Below are 25,295 nucleotides of genomic sequence, written 5' to 3' on the forward strand. Positions count from 1 at the left end.
GGGGCGCTTCGTTTTTGAGGGTTGCGGCTGGGACCGGCCTTGGGGCGGCCGCTCGTGGACAGGATCAAGGGCGCACGGCGCCTACACGATCTGAAGGAACTTCGACCGGCGTCAGCCGGTGCCACCGAGATCAGGATCCTGTTCGCGTTCGATCCGGCTCGACCGGGCGATTCTTCTTGTGGCAGGGGACAAAGCGGGTAACTGGAGGCGTTGGTACGAGGTCAATGTGCCGCTGGCCGAGCAACGCTACGACGAGCATCTGACCACGATCGAGGAGGGCTGAGGCATGGGACGCGACTGGCGGGAAGTCAAGGCACAGAAGCTGGCTCGCGATGAGGCGGCCGGGCGGGATGTCGCGAAGGCTCGCGCCGACGCTCGCGAAGCCACCCGGGCCTACGTACTCGGATTCAGGCTCGCGCAGCTCAGGGAGGAGGTCGGCATCAGCCAGACCGAACTCGCGAAGCGGATGGGTGTGAGCCAGCCGCGCATCAGCCAGCTCGAACAGGGCGACCCGGGGCAAATGGAGCTCGACACGATCCACCGGTACATCACCGCGCTGGGCGGGCGCATGAAGGTGATCGCGGACTTCGACGACCACGATGTCGTCGTTTCGAGTAGCCAGCTGGATCGGAGTGCCTGAGAGATCGGGTTGTTGTGGGACTCGTCCGGAGAGATCTGGAAAGCTGGACCAGTGCGAGTGTGCGTGCTCGGCCCCGTGCGGGTCCAAGCCGACGACGGTGCGCCGATCGATATCGGCGGCGCCCGCCTTCGCATGCTCCTCGCCCGGCTGGCGCTCGAAGCCAACCGGCCCGTTACGGCCGAGTCGCTCGTTGACGGGCTGTGGGGCACCGATCCGCCCGCGGACGCCGCCAACGCGCTCCAGTCCCTCGTCTCCCGCCTGCGCCGCGCCCTCGGCGACAGCGCCCGCCTCGCTTCGGCGAACGGCGGCTACCTGCTCAAGGTCGAAGAGGTCGACGCCCACCGGTTCGAGGATCTCGCCGCGCGCGGGAGGCAGGCGTTCACCGCGAAGCGGTACGCGGAGGCCGCCGCTGTCCTGACCGAGGCTCTTGCCCTCTGGCAGGGGGAAGCGCTTTCAGACGTGCTCGACGCCCCGTTCGCGCAAGCGCCCGCCGCGCGTCTTGCCGAGATCAGGCTCGCCGCCATGGAGGACCGCTTCGCGGCCGAACTCGAACTCGGCCGGCACACCGACGTTCTTGCGGATCTCGAAGCCGCCGGCACCGAGAACCCGCTGCGCGAACGCCTTGCCGCGCTGCGCATGCGCGCGCTGTACGCCGCCGGCCGCCAGCCCGACGCGCTCGCCGTGTACGAGCACGTCCGTGCGACCCTCGCCGACGAACTCGGCGTCGATCCGTCCGACGAGCTCCAGCAGGTCCATCTCGCGGTCCTGCGCGGCGAAATCGCCAAACCCCGGCCCGAGCACGACCACCTGCCCGTCCGCCTCACCAGTTTCGTCGGCCGCGACCGGGAGCTGGACCTGCTGGCGCGCTCCCTGGAGACAACCCGGCTGGTCACGCTCGCCGGACCCGGCGGCGCCGGCAAGACCCGGCTTGCCACCGAGGCCGCCGTCCGCCATCCAGCCCACCAGCGCGGGCGCGTGTGGTTCGTCGCGCTCGCCTCCGTCCGCGACGCCGGCGACGTGACCGGCGCGGTACTCGCCGCGCTCGGCTCGCTCGACATGCGGGTGACCGTCCCGGCCCGCCAGGCCACCGAGCCGCTCGACCGGATCGCCGAGCTGATCGGCGGCAGCGAAGGCCTGCTCGTGCTCGACAACTGCGAGCATCTCGTCGAGGCCGCCGCCGAGCTGGCCCACGAACTGCTCACCAGGCTGCCGAACCTGCGCATCCTCGCGACCAGCCGCGAGGCGCTCGCCATCACTGGCGAACTGCTGTGCCACCTCGGTCCGCTCGAAGATCCCGAGGCGATGCGCCTGTTCGCCGAGCGCGCGGCGGCCGTCCGGCCCGGGTTCGTGCTCGACGACGTCACCACCGAACCGGTGCGCGAGATCTGCCGCCGGCTGGACGGGATGCCGCTCGCCCTGGAACTCGCCGCGGCGCGGCTGCGGTCGATGAGCGCGGAGCAGATCACGCGGCGCCTCGACGATCGCTTCAAACTGCTCACCTCCGGCAGCCGCGTCGCGCTCCCGCGCCAGCGCACGCTGCGCGCGGTCGTCGAGTGGAGCTGGGACCTGCTGGAGAAACCGGAACGCGTGCTTGCCAGGAGGCTGTCGGTTTTCCCTGGCGGGGCAACGGTTTCCTCGATCGAAGAGATCTGCGCGGACGAGCTCCTGCCGGCCGAGGACATCGTGTACGTGCTCGGCTCACTCGTCGAGAAGTCCATTGTGGACACCGTCGACGGGCGTTACCGGATGCTCGAGACCATCCGCGTCTACGGCGAGGAACGGCTCGGCGAGGCGGGCGAACCCGAACTGATCACCGCCCGGTTCGCCGAGTATTTCCTGCGCGTCGCCGAGGAGAACGAGCCACGCCTGCGCACGGGCGAGCAGCTGCGGGCGATCGCGCTGTTCGCGGCCGAGCACGACAACATGGTCACCGCGCTGCGCCGCGCGGTGAAGGCCGACGACGCGTTGCTGGCGTCCCGGTTCATCCGCGCTCTCACCTGGTACTGGGTGATCCGCGGATTTCAGGACCAGCCGGCCGAGTTCTTCGCCGATGTGCTCCGGTTCGCCGGCCGGATTCCCGAGGATCTCCACGCCGCGTTCTCCCTGCTGCACGCGTTGTTCCGGGCGGCGCCGATGACCGGGCCGATGCCGAACCTGCGTGAGGTGGTCGACGAATGTGTCCGCACGGAAGTGTGGAAACGGTATCCGCCGCTGTCGCTGGCCATTCCGATGCTGGCCTTCCTGGCCCGGGACCCGGAGCTGGCCGAGCGCGAAATGCGCCGCGCGCTCGGGAATCCCGATCCCTGGGCGCGTTCCTGCGCGCAGTGGGTGCGGGCCTTCGTCCTCGATGACCGCGGCGATCTCGACGGTGCCGAGCAGGCGCGCGAGGTGGCGCTGGCCGGGTTCCGGCAGGCGGGTGACCGCTGGGGGATGGGGATGACGCTCGCGATGCGGGCGGGCGCGCTTTCCCTGCGCGGCAGGCATACCGAGGCCATCGCGGGTTACCTGCAGGGCCTGGAGCTGGCGCGGGAACTGGATTCGGGTGACGACGTCGTGCAGCAGCTGTCGCGGCTCGCGGCCGAGCGGATGCGCTCCGGTGACTGGCCCGGCGCGTGGCGCGACATCCGGGAGGCACAGGCCATCGCCGAGGCCGGCGATCGGCTCGAGGACCGGGCTGTCGTCCGGTTCACGCTGATCGATCTCGCCCGGCGGTCCGGCGATCTCGAAGAGGCACACCGGGAGCTGGACTGGATGATCTCGGTGTCCGACCGGCTGCCGTTCCCGATGATGATGGCCGACGAGTGGGTCGCGCAGTTCCGGGCGGCGGTGGCGGTCTCCGAGGGAGACCTGGCTTTCGCCCGTGCGCACCTGCCCACCGCGATCTGGCTGTCGAGCGAACGGCGGGACATGCCGGACATCGCGAACGCCGCGCAGGTCGGCGCCCTGCTGCTGGGCGCCGAAGGCCAGTGGGAGCGCGCCGCGTGGACGCTGGGTGTCAGCAAGGCGCTGCGCGGGGCGTTCGACCAGGGCGACCCGGAGCTGGCCGAGCTGATCGCACGGCTGAAGGAACGGCTCGGCGAGACGGAGTATGAAAGCGCTTACCGTGCCGGCGCGGAACTGTCCAAAGACGACGCGATCACGGCGGTGCGCGCGGAGTTCGAGGCGCCCGGCGGCGAGCAGCCGGCCTCCTGAGGAGACCGGCTGCTCGCACCCCCTGGGGTCAGCCCACGCGGCGCCGGTAGGCGCGCATCGCGAGCGGGAAGAAAACCAGCACCACACCGGCCATCCAGGCCAGCGCGCCCAGCAACGGGCCGCCGACCTCGCCGCCGACCAGCAGGCCGCGGATCGCGTCCGCCAGCAGGCTCACCGGGCTGATGTCGGACCACGCGTGCAGCCAGCCGGGCATCGTGTTGCTCGGCACGAACACGTTGCTGCCGAACGTGAGCGGGAAGATGAACGCGATCATGATGCCCTGCACCGAACCCGGGTTCGAGACGAGCATGCCGACGAACACCGCGATCCAGCAGAAGCACAGGCCCGCCACCACCAGCACCGCCACCGCGACGAGCACGGACCCCGGGTCGGTGTGGATGCGGAAACCCATGATCGTCGCCGTGATCAGCAGCACCGCGATCGCGACCAGGTACCGGACGATATCGGCGAGTACCGCGCCGACGAGCGGCGCGGACCGCGCGATCGGCATGCTGCGGAACCGGTCGAACACGCCCTTGCTGACGTCGGTGTTGAGCGCGACCCCGGCGGACAGGCTGGCCATGATCGTGTTCTGCACCAGCAGGCCCGGCGCGAGGTTCTGCAGGTACGCGCCCGTGCTGCCGGCGACCGCGCCGCCGAACAGGTACACGAACAGCACCAGGAACAGGATCGGCTGGATCGTCACGTCGATCAGCTGTTCCGGGTTCTTGCGAATCTTCAGGATTCCGCGCCAGGCAAGGGAGAATCCGTGTTGGGCCGCCTTCGCCGGGCTGATGTGGCGCGGCGGCGCGAGCACAGCGGCGGTCATACGGCCACCTCCTCGGCAGGTTTTCCGGTCAGGGCAAGGAAGACTTCGTCCAGGCTCGGCAGGCGCAGGGCCAGCTCGTCGGCGGTGATACCGGCGTCGTCGAGCTTCCGGACCATTGTGGACAGTAGAACGGGATCGGACACGGGAGCGGTGAGCAGTCCGGTGTCGTTGTCGCGCACCGGATTCACGCCGGTGAGGTCGGCCAGGATGCGCTCCACGATGTCCATATCGGACAGTGCGGTCGGCCGCACCAGCATCGTCTGGCCGCCCACCCGCCGCTTGAGCTCGTCCGCGCGGCCCTCGGCCACGACGCGACCGTGGTCGATGACGGTGATCGAGTCGGCCAGCTGATCGGCCTCGTCGAGGTATTGCGTCGTCAGCAGCACGGTCGCCCCGTCGGCGACGAGCCGCCGGATGACGGCCCACACCTCGTTGCGCGCGTGCGGGTCCAGCCCGGTGGTCGGCTCGTCGAGGTAGAGCACCTGCGGATGGCCGACCAGGCTCGCGGCGAGGTCGAGCCGCCGCCGCATGCCACCCGAGTAGGTCTTCGCCGCGCGGCCCGCGGCCTCGGTCAGCTCGAACTGCTCCAGCAGCCCGGCGGCCCGCGCCTTCGCTGCCGGCCGGGACAGCCCGAGCAGCCGCCCGATCAGCACGAGGTTCTCGTTACCCGAAAGATCCTCGTCGACCGAGGCGTACTGGCCGGTCAGCCCGATCAGCGAGCGCACCCGGACCGGGTCGCGTACCACGTCGTACCCGCCGACGGTGGCGTGCCCGCTGTCCGGTTGCAGCAGCGTGGCCAGGATCCGGACCGCCGTCGTCTTGCCGGCCCCGTTCGGACCCAGCACGCCGACCACCTTCCCGGTCGGCACCCGCAGATCCACCCCGTTCAACGCGACCGTTTCCCCGAAACGTTTGACCAGGCCTTCCGCCTGGATCGCCAGCGACATCTCATCCTCCTTGGTCGTCGCACGGACCAAAGATGCGCGCCGGCGCTGGCAGCCGGCGCACAGCGCGCTGACAGCGAGCTGACAAACTTCGCGTAGAACTGATCGTGTGCACATCGCAGAGGTCCCGGCCCCGCCCCGGAACCGGTCATCTGGCAGGAATCTCCGCATGATCGCTCTTCTCGTGCTGGCCGTGGCGTTCCTGGAGATCGCCGCGATGCGCTGGATCGGGGTGGACGGCACCAAGCTGACCGCCGCGCTGCTCGCCCTCCTGCCGTACTGGGCGGTGGGCGGGCTGGTGCTCGGCGGGGTGTCGCTGGGGCTACGACACTGGTGGATCGGCGGGGTCGTGCTCGTGGTGGCGCTCGCGCTGGTCGGGACGCTGCTGCCGCGGGCGTTCGCGTCCGCCCGGCCGGCGGCGCACGGCGCCCAGCTGCGGGTCATGTCGTCGAACCAGTACCTCGGGCACGCGGACGTCAAGACCGTGGTGCAGCTGGTCCGCGACAACCGCGTCGACGTGCTCAACCTGCTGGAGCTGACCCCGCGCGAGGCGGGTGAGCTGGAGCAGGCCGGGCTGTTCGACCTGCTGCCGTACCGGGTGTTCAAACCGCAGTACGGCGGCGCGGGCTCGGGCATCGCGTCGCGTTACCCGCTGACCGAGCTGTCGCTGGCCGGCCCGTCGCTGATGGAGCAGCCGAGTGCGCGGGCCGATGTCGGTGGCACGCCGGTCGAGATCGTCGCGGTGCATCCGATCCCGCCGACGACCGACGCGGCGGAGTGGAAGAAGGAAGTCGGCGGGCTGCCGCGGCCCGACAGCGGCGGGCCCGTGCGGATTCTCGCGGGGGACTTCAACTCGACGGTCGATCACGCGACGTTTCGCGACCTGCTGAGCGCCGGCTACACCGACGCGGCGCTGAACCGGGGCGCCGGCTTCACACCGACCTGGCCGTCCCGGCTCTTCCCGCCGCCGGTGACGATCGACCACGTCCTCGTGGACCCGCGCGTCGCGGTGCAGAGCTACCGAGTGCTGGACGTGCCGAACTCCGACCATCGGGCGGTGCTGGCCGAGCTCACCCTGCCGTGAGCAGCTCGTCGATCGCGGTGAGCGTCTGCAACGCCCCGTAAGGCAGGGAAATCCCGCGACGGTGCCGGATCTCCGGCTCACGCGGGTTGATCCGGATCAGCGCGCCGGTGGCGGCACTCGCCAGCTCCGAGTAGCGCCGCACGGTGGGCACCGCCTGGCCGGCGCCCAGCTCGATGGCGACGACCTGCCGCTGATCGCGCCGCCAGTCGTTTACCGCGCGCAACTGCTCGTCGCTGCGGCCGGAGACCCAGTCGGAATCGCCGAACATCAGGATGTTCGGCCGGGCCAGGCGGCCGCAGGCGGGGCATTCGGGCAGCGGTTCGGCCGCGCGCATCGTGCTCTCGTCGACCCGCGGTCCGTCGAGCGCGGGCCAGATGTCCGGACCGCACGGGACCGTGCACTGGAGGTGGTGGATCGAGCCGTGCACCTCCGCGACGAGCGGGAAGCCGGCCTTCTGGAACTGACCGTCCACATTGGACGTGAACACCGCGACGCCACCGGGTGTGGCCTCGCCCCACTTGCGCAGCAAGCTGAAACCCTCGTGTGGCACGGTTTCCCGGTACAGCTCGCGCCGGTGACCGTAGAAACCCCAGGCCAGCGGCGGATCCTCGGTGAAATGCCAGGGGTCGGCGAGTTCCACGAACCGCAGGCCGAGCCGCTCGTAGGGTGGGTAGGCCTGCCAGAACCCCTCGTCACCACGGAAATCGGGCAACCCGGAGTCGACGCCCATCCCGGCGCCGGCACACACCAGCAGGGCGTCCGCGCCGACGATCAGCTCGGCCGCGCGGCGCAGGTCCTCGTTATTCCGCATCCAGCGGGACGACCTCGAACTCCAGCAGGCTCGCGCCGCTGGCCACCGGCTTGGCGCGCTGACCCGCGTGCGCCTCGCGCGCCGGACCGCCGGCCCACGCCTTGTACGCCTCTTCGGACTCCCACTTCGTGTAGACGAAGTAGCGGTTCTCGCCGGCGACCGGGCGCAGCAGCTCGAAGCCGAGGAAGCCGGGCTGGTTGTCCACCGCGTGCAGCCGGTTGGCGAAGCGCTTCTCCAGCTCGGGGCCGGCGCCTTCGGGGACTTCGATCGCATTGATCTTGACTACTGCCATGCGCACCACCCTACTCATCTGCCAGGCTGCGAGAGTGAGTGATGAGGGGGACAACGACGTGGCCCGGGTGCGGGCCCTCGCCGCGGACCTGCGGCGGATCCTGCGCTCGGCGGCCACCGTGGTGGACGAGGGCACGCCGGCCGCCGAGCTGGTCGCGCGGGTGACCGGTCACCTCGGCGCCCCGCTGCCGGAGCTGATCCTGGTGACCCGGGAGTTCGCGCCGTGGGAGCACGTCAACGTGCACCGCGGCGTCGAGCGGTATCTCACCGAACGGGGCGGCGGGCACGAGTGGTTCGGTATCGCGGGAGCCAACCGCAGCAGCGAAGAGCTGCTCGGCATGCTCGCCCGAGCGCGCCGCGAGGGGACGTTCGAGCCGGGCGCGGTGGACTACAAGACCGAGGCCGTCGGCCCGGACGAGGCCGAGGAAGTCGTGCAGTTCGGCCTCGTCGAGACCACCGCGCCGGACGGGACGCCGGTGCTGGTCGCGGTGCGCGGGATGAATCCGCAGCACGGGCCGATGGCGACCGTGCGGTTCGAGGTGCTCGCCGCCGACCGCGCGGTGGCCGGCGCGGTGCGGGACCGGATCGAACGGCTCGTCCTCGCGCACGACGTGCTGCGTGGACAGGTACTTTCCTTCGGCAGCAGCGAGTACCGCGGCAACGAGCTGGTCACCTTCCTGCCGCGGCCGAAGTTCGCGTCGTCGGACGTGGTGCTGCCGCACGGCGTGCTGGCCACGATCGAACGGCACACCGTCGGGATCGCCGAGCATGCCGAGCGATTGCGGGCGGTCGGGCAGCATCTCAAGCGCGGGCTGCTGCTGCACGGCCCGCCGGGCACCGGCAAGACCCATACGCTGCGCTACCTGATGGGCCGGCTCGACGGGCACACGGTGATCATCCTGACCGGCGGCGCGATGCGTTTCATCACCAAGGCGGCGGAACTCGCCCGGCGGCTCCAACCGTCGCTGCTGGTGCTTGAGGACGTCGACCTGGTCGCGCAGGACCGGTCGATGGGGCCGGGCACGAACCCGTTGCTGTTCAGCCTGCTCGACACGATGGACGGGCTCGGCGCGGACGCCGACGTGACCTTCGTGCTCACCACGAACCGCGCGCGGGACCTGGAGAAAGCACTTGCGGACCGGCCGGGCCGAGTCGACCTGGCGGTGGAGATCCCGAAACCGGACGCGGCCGGGCGGCGGCAGCTGCTCGAACTGTACGGACGCGACGTCGACCTGCGGGCGGATCTCGAGCCTGTCGTGGCGCAGACTGATGGCGTGACGGCGTCGTTCATCAAGGAGTTGCTGCGCCGCGCGGTGCTGCACCAGTTGCACGAAGGCGTCCAGGGACACCCGGTTCCGGTGGACGACGCCGCGCTGGCGCGTGCGCTGCGGGAGATGAACGACTCGCGGGCGACGTTGACGAAGTCGTTGCTGGGCAGCGCATGATCGTCGATTTCGGCGGGCAGGGGCAGCCGATCGTGCTGCTGCACGGGCTGATGGGACGCGCGCGGACATGGTGGTCGGTCGCCGGGTGGCTGACCCGGTACGGCCACGTCGTCGGGCTCGACGCGCGCGGGCACGGGCGCGCGCCGAAGACCGGACCGTGGACCACGGAACGGTTCGTCGAGGACGTGGCTTCGCTATTGCGGACGTTCGACGAGCCGGCCGTGCTGATCGGGCATTCGATGGGCGGGCTGCACGCGTGGGCGACCGCGGCGACGCACCCGGATCTCGTCCGGGCGGTGGTCGTCGAGGACATGGCGCCGGACCAGCGCGGGCGCACGGTCGACGACTGGCGCGCGTACTTCGACTCGTGGCCGGTGCCGTTCCAGTCGCTCGCGCACGTGCGGGAGTTCTTCGGCAGCACGGGAAACTACTTCACCGAGTGCGTGGAGGAGCGTGCGGACGGCTACCACCTGATCGCCGATCTCGAGGACCTGTACGAGATCGCGGCCGAATGGGGCCGGCGGGACTACTGGTCGTTCGTGGCCGGGGTCAAGTGCCCGCTGCTGGTGATCGAGGCCGGGAACACCCTCATGCCGGCGGGCCAGCAGGCGGAGCTGGCGGCGCGCGCCCCGCACGGCCGCCACATCGTGATCGAAGGCGCGGGTCACGTCGTCCACGACGAGGCCCCTGACGAATACCGCGGCGCGGTCGAAGCCTTCCTCTCCGCGACGCTCTAGTCTCTCGCGAGTCCGACGTTCGAGACCGCGAGTCGTACATTCGCGACGCCGAGTCCGACGTTCGCGAGGTCAGGCGCGGTGCTCTCCCGGTAACGCGAAGCGGCCGTCGGGGATCTGTTCCACCAGACCATCCGTCAGCAATGACGCCAGGCACCGGTCGCGGCGGCCGCCGTCCTCGGGCCATACGACGTCGAGCCGTTCCTTCCACACCGGTTCCGGCGTGCCGCGCAGCACGTCGAGCAGTTTCCCGCGGATCTGCCGGTCGGTGCCCGCGAACTTCTGCACCGGCTTGGCCGGTCCCGTGTACTCCGGGCGCCCCGCGCGCTGCCACGCGCACGTGTCGTAGATCGGGCAGTCGGCGCACTTGGGCGAGCGCGCGGTGCACACCAGCGCGCCGAGTTCCATCAGCGCGGCGGAAAACCGCGCGGCGCGCGCCTCCGCCGTGGGCAGCAGCGCCTCGACATCCGCCATGTCGCGCGTGTTCGACGCCGGGCCTGCGTCACCGGCGCCATGCACCGCGCGGGCGACCACCCGCCGGACATTGGTGTCCACGACCGGCGCGCGACGACCGTAAGCGAACGCCGCCACCGCCCGCGCCGTGTACGCGCCGATGCCCGGCAACGCCAGCAGAGTGTCCACATCGGACGGTACGACGTCCCCGTGCGAAGCGGCGATGACGGACGCCGCCTCGTGCAGCCGTAGCGCGCGACGCGGGTAGCCGAGCTTGCCCCACGCGCGCAGCACCTCGCCCTGGCTCGCGGCCGCGAGCGCGGACGGGACCGGCCAGCGCGCCAGCCACTCCTCCCAGATCGGCTGCACGCGCGCGACCGGCGTCTGCTGCAGCATGATCTCGCTGACCAGCACACCCCAGCCGGTGCACTCCGGCCGGCGCCAGGGCAGATCGCGTCCGGTCCGGTCGAACCAGTCGATCAGGATCTCGGGGTCGATGGGCACCCGGACAAGCTACTCGACCTCGGTCAGCTCACCGGTGTGCACGTCGTAGACGAAGCCGCGCACATTGTCGGTGTACGGCAGGAAGTCGCTGCGCCGCGCCCGCCGCATCGACGTCCGCACACTGTCCTTCACCTCGCGGAACGCCTCGACCGCCCACGTCGGCCGGAGCCCGGTGTCCTTCTCCAGCTCGTCCTTGAAGTCGTCCTCGGTCACCATCGACAGTCCACAGCTGGTGTGCTGGACGATGAGCACCTCGCGCGTCCCGAGCTTGCGCTGCGACAGCGCGAGCGAGCGGAGCACGTCGTCGGTGACCACACCGCCCGCGTTGCGCAGGATGTGCGCCTCGCCCTGGATGAGCCCGAACAGCTCGAACACCCGGATCCGGGCGTCCATGCAGGTCAGAATGGCGATGTGCATCGAGGGTTCGGGCGTGGAGCGGTCGCCGCGGACCCGGTCCTCGAGTTGGTGATAGCGACTGAGCAAGACGTCGATAGCGGTCATTACGGCCCCTCCCGGCGTTGGTCTGTTCACCCTACGGGCCGAACCAGTGCTCCTCCAGCGTTCGTGGCGCAGCTGACGTCGTCCCGATGTGCAGGTCGGTCTGGAGCGTGATCACCTGCGGGTTGACGTGATCGGCCGCGGTCAGCAGCAGCTTCCCGGCGGCGCGGCCCTTCTCCAGCACCGGCTGGTGCACGGTGGTGAGCCCGATCCGCTCGGCCTCCGCGATGCCGTCGAATCCGGTGACCGTGAGATCCGCCGGCACCCGCAGCCCCCGCCGGTCGGCCTCGGCGAGCGCGCCGAGCGCGAGGATGTCCGAGGTGCAGATCAGGGCGGTGACCTGCGGATACGCGCCTAGCAGCTGGCGGGCGGCGGCCGCGCCCTCGTCCACGGTGTGGTCGAACCGCTCGACGACGGGCACGGTGGCCCAGTCCACCCCGGCCTTGGTGAACGCCGTCGCGAGCGCGTCCAGCCGGGTCCTCTGCACGTGAAAATGCGCGGAGCGCTGGCGTTCCAGCGAGACGAAGTCGTCGTTGCGGTCGCGCCCGAGCCGCATGCACAGCACGCCGACCTGCCGGTGACCGAGGCCGACCAGATGCTCGGCGAGCCCGGTGATCGCCGCCGCGTCGTCCGGGCCGACCCGGTCGATGCCCTCGACCTGGGGCTGGTCGATGATCACGGTCGGCACCGGGCGGGCGAGCACGGCGGCCAGGTGCGGATCGTCGTCCGGCACGGAGTAGACGACGAACCCGTCGACGCCGGCGCGGTGCACGGCGGCCACGTCGTCGCGGCCCGGACTGGCCGGCACGAGGTGCAGCCCGACGCCCGCGTCCTCGCAGGCGAGCGCGAGCCCTTCCAGTACACCGATCGCGGCCGGGTCGCGGAACGCGTACGACAGGTTCTCGGTGAGCAGCAGCCCGACGGCGCCGGCCTTGCGGGTGCGCAGCGAGCGGGCCACCGGGTCGGGCCCGGGGTAGCCGAGCCGCCGCGCGGTTTCCAGCACCCGGCGGCGCAGTTCGGGGGAGAGCTGGTCGGGCCGGTTGTACGCGTTGGAGACGGTGGTCCTGGACACGCCGAGTTCCGCGGCGAGCGACGCCAGCGTCGCCTGTCGCCTCATGCGCATAGGACGCCCCATAGGGGAACCGTAACGGTTCAGATCGGATTCCAGAAGTCGAAGCGCGGCAGCCTCCTGGCTCAGCAGGCGCAACGCGGCGTTCAGATCGACTTAACCCGCGATAGCAAGATCGTCACCCGATAGCGTAAGGTGAACTCGAAAATCGTTTCCATTAACACTGACGGTGTCCCTACCTGCCACTTTCGGGAGTACTCGTGTTTCGTCACAGTCGTTCGCCACGCCTGATCGGCCTGGCTTCCGCCGCCTCCGCACTGGCTCTGGTGCTCGCTGGATGTGGCGGTGGTAACACCACCGGCGACAGTGGGAGCGGCGGGAAGCTCGATGTGGTCGCGTCGACCGACGTCTGGGGCAGCCTGCTGTCCGCCGTCGGCGGCGACCAGGTGCAGGTCACCTCGATCATCCACGACCCCGCCGCCGACCCGCACTCCTACGAGACCACCCCGCAGGACGCGCTGGCCGCGCAGAAGGCCGCGCTGACGCTGGGCAATGGCGGTGGCTACGACGACTTCTTCACCAAGCTCGCCGACCAGGCGCCGAACGCCAAGAAGCTCGTGGCGTACGACATCGCCGCGACCGGCGACGAGAACGAGCACGTCTGGTACAGCTTCACGAGCGTCGAGAAGGTCGCCGACCAGGTCGCGGCCGACCTCGGGCAGATCCGTCCCGCCAGCGCCCAGGCCTTCACCGCCAACGCCGCCACGTTCAAGGCCAAGGTCGCCGACCTCGCGACCAAGACCGAGCAGGCCGGCGCCGCGCACCCGGGCCAGAAGGTGATCGCCACCGAGCCCGTCGCGCACTACCTGCTGGAGACGGCGAAGATCACCGACGCGACCCCGAAGGAGTTCTCCGAGGCCGTCGAGCAGGAGAGCGACGTGCCCGCCGCCGCGCTCGCCGAGGTCAACAGCCTGATCGCGGGCAAGCAGGTGCAAGCCGTCGTGAACAACGCGCAGACGGTGACTCCCGTGACACAGCAGGTGGTCGACAGTGCGAAGAAGGCCGGCTTGCCGGTCGTGGACGTGACCGAGACGCTGCCGGTCGGCGCCACGGACTACATTTCGTGGATGACCAGCGAAGTCAACGCCTTGTCTGGAGCATTGAACTCTTGAGTGCCGCAGTCGAGATCTCCGGTGCGAGCCTCGCCTTCGGCGGGCGGACGCTGTGGTCCGGGCTGGACCTGACCGTCCAGCCCGGCGAGTTCCTCGCGATCCTCGGCCCCAACGGGTCGGGCAAGACCAGCCTGCTCAAGATCCTGCTGGGGCTCCAGCAGCTGTCGGCGGGCTCGTGGCGGATGGCGAGTGACCGGCCGGTCGGGTACGTGCCGCAGCAGCGCGCGATGCAGGAAGCGCTGGCGTTGCGCGGCGTCGACCTCGTCGGGCTCGGCCTCGACGGGCACCGCTGGGGTCTCGGCCTGTTCGGGCTGGCGGAGCGGCGCCGCCGGGTCGCGGCCGCGATCGAGTCGGTCGGCGCGCAGGCCTACGCGAAGTCCCCGGTCGGGCGGTTGTCCGGCGGCGAGCAACAGCGGCTGCGGGTGGCGCAGGCACTGATCGGCGAACCCGACGTGCTGCTGTGCGACGAGCCGCTGGCGTCGCTGGACCTCGCGCACCAGCGCGCGGTGAGTGCCCTGATCGACCGGCGCCGCCGTGAGGCGGATACCGCCGTGCTGTTCGTCACTCACGAGCTCAACCCCGTTCTGTCCTATGTGGACCGAGTGCTGTACCTGGTGGACGGCCGGTTCCGGATCGGCACGCCGGACGAGGTGATGAACTCGAAGACGCTCTCCGAGCTGTACCGGACGAAGGTCGAGGTCATCCGGGTCGGCGGGCAGATCCACGTCGTCGGCACGCAGAGCGCGCTGTGCGAGGACGAGGCCCATCACCTCGGTGTGGAAGAGCGGGTGTCCTGAGTGGACAAGCTGTTCGACTTCGGGCTGACCGGGCAGCTGCTGGCGCAACCGTTCGTGCAGACGGCGCTGCTCGCCGCCGCGGTGCTCGGTCTGGTCGCCGGCATGCTCGGCCCGCTGATCGTGACCCGGCGGATGTCGTTCGCGGTGCACGGGACGGCGGAACTCGCGTTCACCGGCGCGGCCGGAGCACTCCTGCTCGGCATCGGCGTCGAGTACGGCGCGCTCGCCGGATCGGTGATCGCCGCGCTGCTGCTAGGTTTGCTGGGCGGGCGTGAGTCCGATCGCGACTCGGTGATCGGCGTGATCCTGTCCTTCGGGCTCGGCCTCGGCGTGCTGCTGCTGACGTTCTATCCGGGACGGACGTCGAACAAGTTCGGCATCCTCATCGGACAGATCGTGTCCATCGACTCGACGAACATCGTCGTGCTGATCGCCGCCGCGGTCGTGGTGCTGCTCGTGCTCGCGGTGATCTACCGGCCGCTGCTGTTTTCCAGTGTGGACCCGCATGTCGCGGCCGCCCGGGGCGTACCGAGCCGGCTGCTGTCGGTGGTGTTCGCGGTGCTCGTCGGGATCGCGACGGCGCTCGGCGTGCAGATCGTCGGGTCGCTGCTCGTGGTGTCGCTCATGGTCACCCCGGCAGCGGCCGCGGTCCGTGTCACGGCGAGCCCGTGGCGGGCGACGCTGCTGGCAGTTCTGTTCGCGGAGATCGCCGCGCTGGGCGGCATCATCCTGTCGCTCGCGCCCGGCGTGCCGGTCAGCGCCTTCGTCACCGCGATCTCGTTCCTGATCTACCTGGTGTGCCGGCTGATCGCGTACCGCCGGTCGCGCGCCAGCCGGATCAGCGCACCGGATGTTGCGCGAGTGCCGTCCGCAGTTGGTCGATGAACCCGTTGTCGAAGAACGGCAACGCCCCGGCGGAGATGCTGCGCTCCACGGTCTCCATCACCACGGCCTGAGCGCCGACGAACTCGTCCACGGCCTGCGCCGGGGTGGTCTTGTTGGTGGAGTAGGCCAGGATCGTGAGATCGCTGAACGCGCCGGTGAGATAGCGCGAGGACGCGATGCTGAACGAGTCGCCGTACACCAGCGTCTTCTTGTCGACGGTGCCGGTGATCGGCGGCGCCGTGTGCCTGGCCGGCGTCTCGATGTCGGTCACGATCGGCCCGGCGCGGTTGGTCGCGCCATCCGGCAGCAGGTTGTAGAGGACGCTGGTCTTCGTGCCGGTCTTGCCGAGCAGCTTCGGCAGGTCCGCGCTGCCGGTGTACGAGCCGATGGCCGGGCTCTTCCAGGTCTTGGTCACCCCGGGCTGCACGGCCTCGGCGACGTTGCGGGTCAGCGAAAGCCCGCCCTCGTCGGTCCAGTGTGTGTCCGCCGGCGTGTACACGGGATGGCCCAGCTGGGCCGTGATCGCCCGTAGTTCCGGGCGCAGGTCGAGCGCGCCCGCCCGGTCGAGCTGTGACCAGGTCGGCGCCTCCGCGGCCTGCTGGCAGTCCTTGCCGGGATAGCTCGACGGCAGGAACTGCGGCACCATCGTCGACTTGTCCGGCGGCACCACCCACACGAACTGGCGGCCGGAGGCGATGACCAAGTTCCGCACCGTTTCGATGCGGTCGATCGTGTCGGCGAGCGCACGGGTGGGCGCGCACTTGGCCTCGGCGTCGACCCCGTAGTACAGCCAGCCGTCCTTGCCCTCGATCACCTGGCGGTAGCCGGCCTGATCCAGTGGCCCGGCGCCGACCTCCGGTCCGGGGGTGCCGCCGTTCGCGGGCGGCGGGCCGCCGGGCAGCGGCCCGGAGTTCGAGGTGCCGCCTGTGTCGTGCGGCAGCGGCTCGCCGAACACACCGCGGCTGATCCCGTCCGCGGCCCCGATCGCCGCCGTGCGGAAGGAAAGCTGGTCGGTCGCCCACGTCGGCAGCGCGGTGAAGAAGCCCCAGCCGGAGGAGATGCTGGGGAAGCCGGCGAGCGCGTGGTTCTCGATCTCGGTCGGGCGGACGCCGAACACCCACATCAGGGTCGGTGTCACGAAGAACACGAGGGCGCTGATCAACGCGGTCAGCTGCTTGCCGCCATGCCGGGGACGGTGCAGCGGATGCTCCCGGGGGAGCCACGCCTCGTGCACGGCGGGCAGTTGCTGCGGTTCTTGCGCCACGGCCTCACGGTATCCGCTGCTTCAGTGCAACAGCAGCAGAACCTGCAATTCGCCGACGAGGAAGCCGATCACCCCGCCGACGACGATGAGCTTCCACTCCTCCTGCCGGAACGCCGGCCGCAGCAGTCCCTCGTACTGCACCGGCGTCAGCGCGAGCATCCGCTGCTCCACCATGTTCGCCACGTTCATCGCTTCGCTGAGGTAGTCCTCGGCATACCGGACGGTCTCGGGCAGCCGGGCCACCGCGCGGTCCGCCGCGGCCTCCTTCAGTTCGTGCAGGCGCGTCGCGCCGACGGTCACCGACACCAGCCGCCCGGCCTGTTCATCGACCGCCTTCGCGACCGTCCGCCGCACCATGGCGACCATCTGGTCGGCCCGCGGCCCGCGCAGGATCGCGTCGAGCAGGTTCGGTGTGGTGAGTACCTCCTGCGCGATCACGTGGCCGTAGTCGCGGGCGACCTCGCGCTGTCGCTTGTGGAATTTGCCCTGCACGACCAGTCCCGGCAGGAGCCGGACCGGGCGGCGTGGCCGGAAGATCAGCTTGATCGCGAGCCAGTCGGTGAACAACCCGATGCAGCCGCCGAAGACCGGCAGCACCCACGGGTTCTTCGTCAGCGCCCAGACGACCGCCTGCACGAGGCCGAGCCCGAAGCCGAAGTAGATGCCGCAGCGCGCGATGAAGGCCATCTCCGGCCGGGTCGTCTCGCGGATCAGCCGGACCAGCAACGCCTTGTTGCGGGTGAGGAGCTGGACGGTCATGTGCTTGACGTCGAGCACCTCGTCGAGGTTGTCCCGAAGATCGGCCAGCAGGTCCCGGACAAGCCGTGGCGCGCCCGCCTGGACCTGTTTGACGACCAGCTCCCGCGCCATCGCTGGAAGCGCTTCCCAGACCCGCGGCTGGTACTCGGCGAGCACGTCGCGGGTGATGTCGTCCACGGCCCGCAGCAGCGGTTGCTCCATTGTGGCCATCAGCCGGTCCGGGTCGATCCGGGCGAAGATCTCCTTCAGGTCCAGCAGGTTCGAGGTGAGCAGGTCGGTCGCGATCGCGGCCATCCGGCCGCCGTGCTTGGGCACGATGCCCTGCCAGCCCAGCAGCGGGGGGATGCCGGCGAACTCGAGCGGGCGGAACATCATTTCAATCGCGACACGTTTGGTCACGTAGCCGATCAGCGCGGCGATGAACGGGATCGCTAGATAGAGCGGCCAGTGCGCGGCGAGGTCCTGTGCCACCCCCGGAACCTCCCTCCAGTCTCGCCCGACAAGGCTAATGGAGTGCGGAAACGCCCTGCTCACCCACCACCGGAGACGGCTGACCAACGTGGACAGTCGCGCCGCGCGGGGCGGCGGGAGGTGAACCTGCCATTTACCTAGAGTGAAGCGTTCGAATGGCGGTATGGAATCCAACTCGCGGACCTACTAAGGTCGCCGCATGCCCCCAGCCCAGTCCCCCATCCAATCAACCGAACCTTCGCTCGGTGCGCCTCACTTCCCGCTGGTCTTCCGCGGTTACGACCGGGTCCCGGTCGACGAGCGGCTCAACCAGGTCGCGGCCGACATGAAGGATCTTTCGGCGGCCCGTGACGAGGCCATGACCTCGGTCGCGGAGCTGACGAAGGCGCTCAGCTACGCGCAGCAGGAGCTCATCGAGACCAAGACCGCCCTGTCGCGGATGGCGAGCGACCCGAACAGCGCCACCACCATGACCGAGCGCGTGCGCTCGATGATGACGCTCGCCGAGGAAGAGATCGCCGAGCTGCGCCAGCACGCCGACGACCAGGCCGCGGCGATCCGGGCGGAGGCCGAGAAGTACGACCTCGACACCCGCAAGGCGACCGACAAGTGGGTCTCCGAGCGCGAGGCCGACATCGCGGAGCGGCGCAACGAGCTCGAAGCCGAGTACCAGGCGCTGACCACCCGCCTCAAGGGCGAGCACGACGACCTGATGAAGACCGCGCGCGGCGAGATCGATCGCCTCAACGCCGAGGCCGACGCCGAGCGCGCCCGGCTCGACGAGGCGTCCAACCTGCAGCGTGCCCAGGCCGAGAAGCAGGCCGAGGACGAGCTGGCGATCCGGATCTCCGACGCCGAGGAAGCGCTCGCCACCAAGGTTTCGACCACCGAGAAAGCGCTTGCCGAGAAGGTCTCGACCACCGAGGAGAACCTCAGCACCAAGGTCCGCGCGACCGAAGAGGGGCTCGCGACCAAGGTCCGCCAGACCGAGGAGTCGCTGGCGGCCAAGGTGTCGCAGACGGAGAGCAGGCTTTCCCGGCAGACGCTGGAGGCCGAGGAGCGGGCGGCCGTGCTCGTGGCGGACGCCGAGCGTCAGCTCACCGAGGCCGAGCAGAACCGCACGCAGGCCTTCGAGTTCAAGGCAGAAGTCACCGAGCGGCTCACCGCGACGCATTCCGCGCTGCAGGAAGCGCTCAAGCAGCTCGTCCCCGCCGAGGATTCGGGCAAGGTTCCCGCCTGACCTTTTCCTCTCCTCCCTCAGCCGCCTTTTCGTCTTTGACGGGAAGGCGGCTTTTCGTTGCCCGGAAACAGGTGCTACCAGCCGGCGGGGTGCACGAAGTCAGCCGCCGGGCGGCGGAGTCCCTGGCAGATGCGCATGGCCAGCCGCATACTCGTGGCGAACTTGGCGGTCCGCAGCCCGGTGAGCTGGCTCGGCGTGCAGTGCAGGCGCGGCGCCGTCTGTGCCCAGCTGGCCCCGCGTCCGGTGCGGGCTTCGTTCACTGCCGGCGTTGAGGTCGGCCGACAGCTGCCACATGGCGCTCGCCACCTGCGCCCAGCTGAGCCCTTCACGGTCGCGGCGTTCGTCCAGCGCGCCGAACAACGCCTGAACGTCGAACCCGCGCGGGTGAGCGCTGTGCCGCATGCGGCCTCCCGGCAGGCGTCCCTCAGAACTGGTAGTACAGGAACGGGCTGAACGTCCCGTTCGCCACCAGTATCGCCGCGTAGGCCAGGCCCACGGTCATCACGCCGATGCGCAGGCTCGTCGCCGGCTTGCCGCGGGACGATTCCAGCAGCGGCCCGGTCACCGGATCCGCCGGCAGGAAGACCACCAGCAGCGCCAGCAGCAGGATCACCAGCCGCTGGTTGGTCAGGGCCGAGGACACCACGTCGGTCAGGCCCGAGAAGTCCGGCAGGAACATGTGCCCGATCATCGTCAGCGCGTGCGTCAGGTCCGGCGACTTGAAGAACACCCACCCGAACACGACGAGCACGAGCGTGAGCACCCGCCGGCCCAGGCGGGGCAGGCGCGCCGCCGGCGTGGTGTCCCAGCCGAAGGCGCGTTCGATGATCAGCAGCGCCCCGTGATAACAACCCCACACCAGGAAAGTCCAGTTCGCGCCGTGCCACAAACCGGTCAGCACGAACACGATGCACAGATTCCGGTAGGTCTTCGCCGCGCCGCGCCGGTTACCGCCGAGCGGGATGTACACATAGTCGCGGAACCAGCGGGAAAGCGACATGTGCCAGCGCCGCCAGAACTCGGTCACGGTCACCGACGAATACGGCCGCGCGAAGTTCTCCGGCAGCCGGAAACCGAGCATCCGGCCGAGCCCGATCGCCATATCCGAATAGCCCGAGAAATCGAAGAACAACTGCAAGGTGTACCCGACCGCGCCCAGCCACGCGACGCCGAAGGTCATATTGTCCGGCGACGTCCGGAAACACGCCTCCACCATCGGGTTGAGCGAGTCCGCGATGATCGTCTTCTTGCACAGTCCCAGCGCGAACCGCGGGAATCCGGCCGCGATGTCGTCCAGCCGGTGTGAACGAATCTGCGGTAGCTGGTCCGCGATCTCCCGATAGCGCACGATCGGCCCGGCGACCAGTTGCGGGAACATCGCGATATAGGTCACGAACGAAACCGGATTACGGAGCGCTCGCCGTTCGCCGCGATAGATGTCGACCACATACGAAATGTGGTGAAAGGTGAAGAACGAGATGCCGATCGGCAAGGCCAGGTGCACGATCGGGAAGTCCCCGCCGAACACCCGGGCCAGATAGTCGAACTGCTGGGTCGCGAACCCGGCGTACTTCCAGATGACCAGCATCGCCACGTCGAAGCAGATCACGCCGATCAGCAGCCGCTTGCGCAGCGAGGCGCGCCGTTCCCAGTCGTTCGGCTCAAGCGCGATCCCGACGAAGTAGTTGACCACCATGCAGCCGAGCAGCAGCAAGAGGAACGCGCCCGCGCCGCTCGCGTAGAAGACGAAGCTCGCGACCGCGATGATGCCGTTCCGCCAGGTCCGCGGCAGCACCAGCACGGCGACGAGCAACGCCGGCATGAAGTACCACAGGAACAACGGCGAGACGAACGACATCGGTGCGCGGGCCCCCCATCAGGATCAGCCTGCTGACCTTAACCGACCATCCGCGCGACCCGGTGAAAAATGCCCGTGACGCCAACCGCACCCGGGGCTAGACGCGGCCCGCGATGCGGCGGCGGCGGGCGACTTCGGCCAGCAGCACCGCCGCGGCCACCGAAGCGTTGAGCGACTCGACGCCCGCGGCCATCGGGATCGACACGGTCACATCGCACGTCTCGCGCACCAGCCGGGAAAGCCCGCGCCCCTCCGAGCCGAGCACGATGACCAGCGGATCGGTGGCCAGGTCCATCCCGTCGATGTCGACGCTGCCGTCCGCGTCCAGGCCCGCGATCATCAGGCCCTCGCTCGCCCAGGCCTTGAGCTGCCTGGTCAGGTTCGGTGCCACCCCGATCGGCATCCGCGCCGCGGTGCCGGCGCTCGTCCGCCACGCGACAGCCGTCATGCCGGCGCTACGCCGGCCGGGCAGCAGCACACCGTGCGCGCCGAACGCCGCGGCCGAGCGCACGACGGCGCCGAGGTTCCGCGGGTCGGTCACGCCGTCCAGCGCGACCAGCAGCGGCGGCTCACCGGAGTCGCGCGCGGCGTCGAGCAGGTCGTCCGGATGGGCGTACTCGAACGGCGGCACCTGCAGGCCGAGACCCTGGTGCACCGCGCGGTTCGTCTTCCGGTCCAGCTCCTCGCGGGGGATTTCGAGCACCGAGATGCCCTTGTTCGCGGCCATCTGCACGGCCTCGTTCACCCGGTCGTCGGCTTCGATGTTCAACGCCACGTACAGCGTCGTGGCCGGCACATCCGCGCGCAGTGCCTCGACCACCGGGTTACGCCCGGCGATGATCTCCGGGCCCTCGGCCTTCTTGTCTCGCGCCCGCTCGGCCTTCGACGCGGCCGCGGCGCGTCGCTGCGCCGGATGCCCCGGGCGCACCTCCGCGCGCGGCGTCGGGCCCTTGCCTTCGAGGCCGCGCCGGCGTTGCCCGCCCGAGCCCTTGACGGCGCCCTTCTTGCTGCCGGGATTGCGGGTCGCGCCCCGGCGTTTCGAGTTTCCTGCCATTGTTCCTAAGCGTCCTTAACGGTCCACAGTGGACCATCCGGGGTGTCTTCGACCGCGATACCGGCCTTGAGCAACCGATCCCGCACCGCGTCCGCACGCGCGAAATCGCGTGCCGCGCGGGCTTCCTGGCGCTCGGCGAGCATGTTGCCGACGAGGTCGGCCAGTGCGTGCCGGGCCGGCGAGTCGGCGTTCGCGGTGTCCACCCATTTCGGATCGAGCGGATCCAGCCCCAGCACACCCATCATCGCGCGGACCGAACCCGCCGCCGACCGGGCGGCCGTCTCGTTCACCGCGTCGAGTGCCGCGTTGCCTTCACGGACCACGTTGTGAATGGCGGCGATCGCGGCCGGGGTACCGAGATCGTTGTCCATCGCCTCAGTGAAGTCGGCGCACAGCAGGCCCGGCGCCACGTCGCCGGTGCGCTCGCTGACCCGGCGGACGAACTGCTCGATGCGCCGATAGCCCGCCGCGGCCTCGGACAGCGCCGCGTCGGAGTACTCGATGGTCGAGCGGTAGTGCGGCTGGACGAGGTAGTACCGCAGTTCCGCGGCGCGGTAGTTCCGCAGCATCGCCTCGATGGACACCGTGTTGCCCAGCGATTTCGACATCTTCTCGCCCGACAGCGTGACCCACGCGTTGTGCAGCCAGAACCGCGCGAACGGGTCGCCGGCCGCGTTCGATTGGGCGCGCTCGTTTTCGTGATGCGGGAACACCAGATCGACGCCGCCGCCGTGGATGTCGAACTCGGGGCCGAGGTAGTTCGTCGCCATCGCCGAGCACTCCAGGTGCCAGCCGGGGCGCCCCGGGCCCCACGGCGTCGACCACGACGGCTCGCCCGGCTTGGCGCCCTTCCACAACGTGAAGTCGCGCGGGTCCCGCTTCCCTTCGGCCAGCGTCTCGCCCTGCTGGACCTCGTCGAGCTTCTGCCGCGACAACGCGCCGTACGCCGGGAAGCTGCCCACCGAGAAGTAGACGTCGCCGCCCTCCGCATAGGCATGGCCGCCGTCGATGAGCCGCTGCATCAGCTCGACCATCTGCGGCATGTGCCCCGTCGCGCGCGGCGCGATCGACGGCGGGAGGCAGCCGAGCGCCTCGTAGGCGTCCTCGAACGCGCGCTCGTGTTTGAAGGCCCACTCCCACCACGGCCTGCCCGCGTCGGCGGCCTTGGTGAGGATCTTGTCGTCGATGTCGGTCACGTTCCGCACGAACAGCACGTCGAGTCCATTGTGGACAAGCCAGCGGCGGAGCACGTCGTAGTTCAGCGCGCCGCGGACGTGCCCGATATGCGGAATGCCCTGCACGGTGGCCCCACACACGTAGATGGACGCCGTTCCACTACGAGCGGGATGGAACTCCCGCACGTCCCTGGTCGCGGTGTCGAAAAGGTGTAAGGCCACCTTCAAATGGTACGGGGCCGACCGGAACCCGTGGTCAGAGCACCCCGTGCGTGCGCAGCGCGGCGAGCAGGCCGTCCGGCCGCTCGTTCGTGGGCAGCGGGTCGACCAGCGCGAACGCGCAGCCGAGCGCTCGCGCCCCGCCGTCCGCTTCGTCGCTGTCGCCCACCATCAGGGTCTCCTCGGCGGGGACGCCGAGCTGGTCCAGCAACGCGTGGAAGACGGCCGGGTCCGGCTTGATCGCGCCGACCTCGAAGGACAACACGAACGAGTCCACGTACTGGTCGAAGCCGTGGTCGGCGAACGCCGGCCGGATGTCGAACGCGATGTTGCTCAGCACCCCGACCTTGAGGCCCTTGCCCGCGCTGCTCTTGAGCGCGGCTTCGGTATCCGGGTACGGCGTCCACTCGTCCGGATCGATCAGCCGGTCGTAGAGCGCCTTGGCCTGGTCGAGCCGCGGCAGGCCGGACTTGCGCAGCACCTCGATGTAGATCTTCTCGTGCAGCGCCGGGTCCAGGTCGCGGTTCTCCCAGGCGTACTGGTACTCCTCGGACAGTTCGACGACCTTGCCGGTGGGGGCGGTCATCCGGCGCATCAACTCGGCCTGCGCCTCGAGATCCAGCGGTACGCCGTCGGAGTCCTTGAGGTGAGCCACCCAGCTCTCGTTCTGTTCGAGCCGGAACAACGTCCCGGAGAAGTCGAACATCACCGCCCGAATCGTCACGTCTCCAGGCTAGTGGGCCACAGCCGGGCGGCGGGCGACTTGTGACCTACTCGGCCGCGAGGAGCAGGGCGGTGGCGATGGCCGCGATGCCCTCACCACGGCCGGTGAGCCCGAGGCCGTCGGTGGTGGTCCCGCTGATGCTGACCGGGCCGCCCGCGGCCTTGCTCAGCACGTCCTGCGCTTCCTCGCGGCGCTTGCCGATCCGCGGCGCGTTGCCGACGACCTGCACCGACGCGTTCGCGAGCCGCCAGCCCGCGGCCTCGACGCGACGCCGGACCTCGGCGATGAACTCCGGGCCGTGCACGCCTGCCCAGCGCGGGTCGCTGGTACCGAACACCGAACCGAGGTCACCCAGCCCGGCGGCCGACAGCATGGCGTCGCACAGCGCGTGCGCCGCCACATCCCCGTCCGAATGCCCGGCGCACCCGGGAACGCCGTCCCAGTACAGCCCGGCGACCCAGCACTCGCGCCCCTGCTCGACCGGATGCACGTCGACGCCGGTACCGACCCTCACGCCTGCTCCTCGCTCAGTAGTGCCGTCACGACGGCGATATCGAACGGCGTTTTGACCCGGATCCCGTTCTGGTGTCCGGAGATCGTGCGCACGCCGGCCGGCGGTTCGGCGAGTGGATCGATACCGCGGATGCACATTTCGTGAAGTAATTCCGGCATGCAGCCGAACGGGGTCTGAACGGTGCGTAACCGCGCGCGATCTTCGGTTGCGATGATCACTTCGTGAGAATTCACGAGTTTCACGGTGTCGGTCACGGGAAGGACCGGGACGACCGCGGGCACGCCCCCCGCGACGGTTTCCGCCACCGCCCGGATGACGGGAGATGGCACGAACGCGCGGTCGGCGTCACAAAGAAGGATCACATCGAAGCCGATGGGAAGGCTTTCGAACGCGAGCCGAATCGATTCGGCCCGGGAACCGCCGCACGGCAGTACCCGGCACCGGTTTCCGGTTCCGGGCACCGCCCGCACGATCGATTCGTAACTGTCGAGTTGTCGCGCCGGGGCGACGATTCGCAGGTCATCCACGCAGCCCGCAGCGAGCACGCCATGGATAGCGTGCGCCAGCAGTGACTCTCCCTGGACCAGAGCGTCCAAACCCACCGCGTCGGCGACGACGAGCGCAGCCGTCTTCATGAGCCGCTTTTCACAGACCCTCGGTGCGCCTTTC

General features: G+C 69.8%; 26 protein-coding genes. 10 read left to right on the plus strand and 16 right to left on the minus strand.

Going from position 1 to position 25,295, the window contains the following annotated elements; all coding sequences use genetic code 11:
* Positions 1–54: 54 nt before the first annotated feature.
* The 3 genes from LOZ83_RS40625 to LOZ83_RS36080 all read left to right on the plus strand — a co-directional run bounded on the left by LOZ83_RS40625 (position 55) and on the right by LOZ83_RS36080 (position 3,832).
* Entirely contained in the window at positions 55–201 is a 147-nt protein-coding gene (locus LOZ83_RS40625) for a hypothetical protein (RefSeq protein ID WP_308190380.1), read from the plus strand.
* Positions 202–286: 85 nt separating this feature from the next.
* Positions 287–640: a helix-turn-helix domain-containing protein gene (locus LOZ83_RS36075; RefSeq protein WP_236796360.1), complete on the plus strand. Its 354-nt coding sequence runs from the start codon at positions 287–289 to the stop codon at positions 638–640.
* Positions 641–715: 75 nt separating this feature from the next.
* A complete protein-coding gene (locus tag LOZ83_RS36080) occupies positions 716–3,832 on the plus strand; it encodes a BTAD domain-containing putative transcriptional regulator (protein ID WP_236796361.1) in 3,117 nt (1,038 codons plus the stop codon).
* A gap of 28 nt (positions 3,833–3,860) precedes the next feature.
* Here the strand turns inward: LOZ83_RS36080 and LOZ83_RS36085 are convergent, their stop codons facing one another.
* Together LOZ83_RS36085 and LOZ83_RS36090 are read right to left on the minus strand one after the other, a co-directional pair.
* Complete coding sequence (locus LOZ83_RS36085; protein ID WP_236796362.1) at positions 3,861–4,661, minus strand: ABC transporter permease; 801 nt, start codon at positions 4,659–4,661, stop codon at positions 3,861–3,863.
* Complete coding sequence (locus LOZ83_RS36090) at positions 4,658–5,608, minus strand: ATP-binding cassette domain-containing protein (protein WP_236796363.1); 951 nt, start codon at positions 5,606–5,608, stop codon at positions 4,658–4,660. Before LOZ83_RS36090 ends, LOZ83_RS36085 begins: the two co-directional genes overlap by 4 nt.
* 166 nt (positions 5,609–5,774) lie before the next feature.
* Between LOZ83_RS36090 and LOZ83_RS36095 the strand changes: the two genes are divergently transcribed.
* Positions 5,775–6,689 carry an endonuclease/exonuclease/phosphatase family protein gene (locus LOZ83_RS36095; protein ID WP_236796364.1) on the plus strand — a complete coding sequence of 305 codons (915 nt, stop codon included), beginning with the start codon at positions 5,775–5,777 and terminating at the stop codon, positions 6,687–6,689.
* Here LOZ83_RS36095 and LOZ83_RS36100 read toward each other — a convergent pair.
* Complete coding sequence (locus LOZ83_RS36100) at positions 6,676–7,500, minus strand: Sir2 family NAD-dependent protein deacetylase (protein ID WP_236796365.1); 825 nt, start codon at positions 7,498–7,500, stop codon at positions 6,676–6,678. The genes LOZ83_RS36095 and LOZ83_RS36100 overlap by 14 nt on opposite strands.
* On the minus strand, positions 7,490–7,792 hold the full coding sequence (locus LOZ83_RS36105; RefSeq protein ID WP_236796366.1) for an antibiotic biosynthesis monooxygenase: 303 nt from the start codon (positions 7,790–7,792) through the stop codon (positions 7,490–7,492). The genes LOZ83_RS36100 and LOZ83_RS36105 overlap by 11 nt, the downstream gene beginning before the upstream one ends.
* 34 nt (positions 7,793–7,826) lie before the next feature.
* Here LOZ83_RS36105 and LOZ83_RS36110 point away from each other — a divergent pair, with 34 nt between their 5' ends.
* Entirely contained in the window at positions 7,827–9,236 is a 1,410-nt protein-coding gene (locus LOZ83_RS36110) for an ATP-binding protein (RefSeq protein ID WP_236796367.1), read from the plus strand.
* Positions 9,233–9,973, plus strand: coding sequence for an alpha/beta fold hydrolase (locus LOZ83_RS36115; RefSeq protein ID WP_236796368.1), 741 nt, complete (start codon positions 9,233–9,235; stop codon positions 9,971–9,973). Before LOZ83_RS36110 ends, LOZ83_RS36115 begins: the two co-directional genes overlap by 4 nt.
* Positions 9,974–10,042: 69 nt before the next feature.
* Here the strand turns inward: LOZ83_RS36115 and LOZ83_RS36120 are convergent, their stop codons facing one another.
* The 3 genes from LOZ83_RS36120 to LOZ83_RS36130 are packed head-to-tail and all read right to left on the minus strand — an operon-like array spanning position 10,043 to position 12,560.
* Positions 10,043–10,927 carry an A/G-specific adenine glycosylase gene (locus tag LOZ83_RS36120; protein WP_236796369.1) on the minus strand — a complete coding sequence of 295 codons (885 nt, stop codon included), beginning with the start codon at positions 10,925–10,927 and terminating at the stop codon, positions 10,043–10,045.
* A 9-nt stretch (positions 10,928–10,936) separates the two neighbouring features.
* On the minus strand, positions 10,937–11,428 hold the full coding sequence (locus LOZ83_RS36125; RefSeq protein ID WP_236796370.1) for a carbonic anhydrase: 492 nt from the start codon (positions 11,426–11,428) through the stop codon (positions 10,937–10,939).
* A 31-nt stretch (positions 11,429–11,459) separates the two neighbouring features.
* A complete protein-coding gene (locus tag LOZ83_RS36130; protein WP_236796371.1) occupies positions 11,460–12,560 on the minus strand; it encodes a LacI family DNA-binding transcriptional regulator in 1,101 nt (366 codons plus the stop codon).
* Between the two features lie 194 nt (positions 12,561–12,754).
* On the opposite strand from LOZ83_RS36130, the gene LOZ83_RS36135 reads away from it, so the two are divergent.
* From LOZ83_RS36135 to LOZ83_RS36145, 3 genes are read left to right on the plus strand one after another with little or no spacing between them, the layout of a single operon-like run.
* Entirely contained in the window at positions 12,755–13,666 is a 912-nt protein-coding gene (locus LOZ83_RS36135; RefSeq protein ID WP_374202763.1) for a metal ABC transporter solute-binding protein, Zn/Mn family, read from the plus strand.
* Positions 13,663–14,463 carry a metal ABC transporter ATP-binding protein gene (locus tag LOZ83_RS36140; protein WP_236796372.1) on the plus strand — a complete coding sequence of 267 codons (801 nt, stop codon included), beginning with the start codon at positions 13,663–13,665 and terminating at the stop codon, positions 14,461–14,463. Before LOZ83_RS36135 ends, LOZ83_RS36140 begins: the two co-directional genes overlap by 4 nt.
* Complete coding sequence (locus LOZ83_RS36145) at positions 14,464–15,348, plus strand: metal ABC transporter permease (RefSeq protein WP_236796373.1); 885 nt, start codon at positions 14,464–14,466, stop codon at positions 15,346–15,348.
* On the opposite strand, the gene LOZ83_RS36150 is transcribed toward LOZ83_RS36145, so the two are convergent.
* Together LOZ83_RS36150 and LOZ83_RS36155 are read right to left on the minus strand one after the other, a co-directional pair.
* Positions 15,302–16,612: a hypothetical protein gene (locus LOZ83_RS36150; protein ID WP_236796374.1), complete on the minus strand. Its 1,311-nt coding sequence runs from the start codon at positions 16,610–16,612 to the stop codon at positions 15,302–15,304. The two genes, LOZ83_RS36145 and LOZ83_RS36150, sit on opposite strands and share 47 nt — an antisense overlap.
* A 21-nt stretch (positions 16,613–16,633) precedes the next feature.
* Positions 16,634–17,842: a DUF445 domain-containing protein gene (locus tag LOZ83_RS36155; protein ID WP_236796375.1), complete on the minus strand. Its 1,209-nt coding sequence runs from the start codon at positions 17,840–17,842 to the stop codon at positions 16,634–16,636.
* A gap of 199 nt (positions 17,843–18,041) precedes the next feature.
* On the opposite strand from LOZ83_RS36155, the gene LOZ83_RS36160 reads away from it, so the two are divergent.
* The gene (locus LOZ83_RS36160) at positions 18,042–19,082 is read left to right on the plus strand and encodes a hypothetical protein (protein ID WP_236796376.1); all 1,041 of its coding nucleotides are present in this window, start codon (positions 18,042–18,044) and stop codon (positions 19,080–19,082) included.
* Between the two features lie 74 nt (positions 19,083–19,156).
* On the opposite strand, the gene LOZ83_RS36165 is transcribed toward LOZ83_RS36160, so the two are convergent.
* The 7 genes from LOZ83_RS36165 to LOZ83_RS36195 all read right to left on the minus strand — a co-directional run bounded on the left by LOZ83_RS36165 (position 19,157) and on the right by LOZ83_RS36195 (position 25,261).
* Positions 19,157–19,342: a hypothetical protein gene (locus tag LOZ83_RS36165; RefSeq protein WP_236796377.1), complete on the minus strand. Its 186-nt coding sequence runs from the start codon at positions 19,340–19,342 to the stop codon at positions 19,157–19,159.
* Positions 19,343–19,506: 164 nt separating this feature from the next.
* Positions 19,507–20,940 (minus strand): MBOAT family protein, encoded by a 1,434-nt coding sequence (locus LOZ83_RS36170; protein WP_236796378.1) that lies wholly within the window; start codon positions 20,938–20,940, stop codon positions 19,507–19,509.
* Positions 20,941–21,037: 97 nt separating this feature from the next.
* Positions 21,038–21,994, minus strand: coding sequence for a 23S rRNA (guanosine(2251)-2'-O)-methyltransferase RlmB (rlmB, locus tag LOZ83_RS36175; protein WP_236796379.1), 957 nt, complete (start codon positions 21,992–21,994; stop codon positions 21,038–21,040).
* A 5-nt stretch (positions 21,995–21,999) separates the two neighbouring features.
* Positions 22,000–23,391 carry a cysteine--tRNA ligase gene (gene cysS, locus LOZ83_RS36180; RefSeq protein ID WP_236796380.1) on the minus strand — a complete coding sequence of 464 codons (1,392 nt, stop codon included), beginning with the start codon at positions 23,389–23,391 and terminating at the stop codon, positions 22,000–22,002.
* A gap of 34 nt (positions 23,392–23,425) precedes the next feature.
* The gene (locus LOZ83_RS36185) at positions 23,426–24,112 is read right to left on the minus strand and encodes an HAD family hydrolase (RefSeq protein WP_236796381.1); all 687 of its coding nucleotides are present in this window, start codon (positions 24,110–24,112) and stop codon (positions 23,426–23,428) included.
* A 46-nt stretch (positions 24,113–24,158) separates the two neighbouring features.
* The gene (gene ispF, locus LOZ83_RS36190; protein WP_236796382.1) at positions 24,159–24,626 is read right to left on the minus strand and encodes a 2-C-methyl-D-erythritol 2,4-cyclodiphosphate synthase; all 468 of its coding nucleotides are present in this window, start codon (positions 24,624–24,626) and stop codon (positions 24,159–24,161) included.
* Positions 24,623–25,261, minus strand: coding sequence for a 2-C-methyl-D-erythritol 4-phosphate cytidylyltransferase (locus tag LOZ83_RS36195; protein ID WP_236796383.1), 639 nt, complete (start codon positions 25,259–25,261; stop codon positions 24,623–24,625). The genes ispF and LOZ83_RS36195 overlap by 4 nt, the downstream gene beginning before the upstream one ends.
* Between the last annotated feature and the right edge of the window lie 34 nt (positions 25,262–25,295).

The sequence above is a fragment of the Amycolatopsis sp. GM8 genome (genome assembly GCF_021653975.1).
In the GTDB taxonomy this organism is placed as follows: domain Bacteria; phylum Actinomycetota; class Actinomycetes; order Mycobacteriales; family Pseudonocardiaceae; genus Amycolatopsis_E.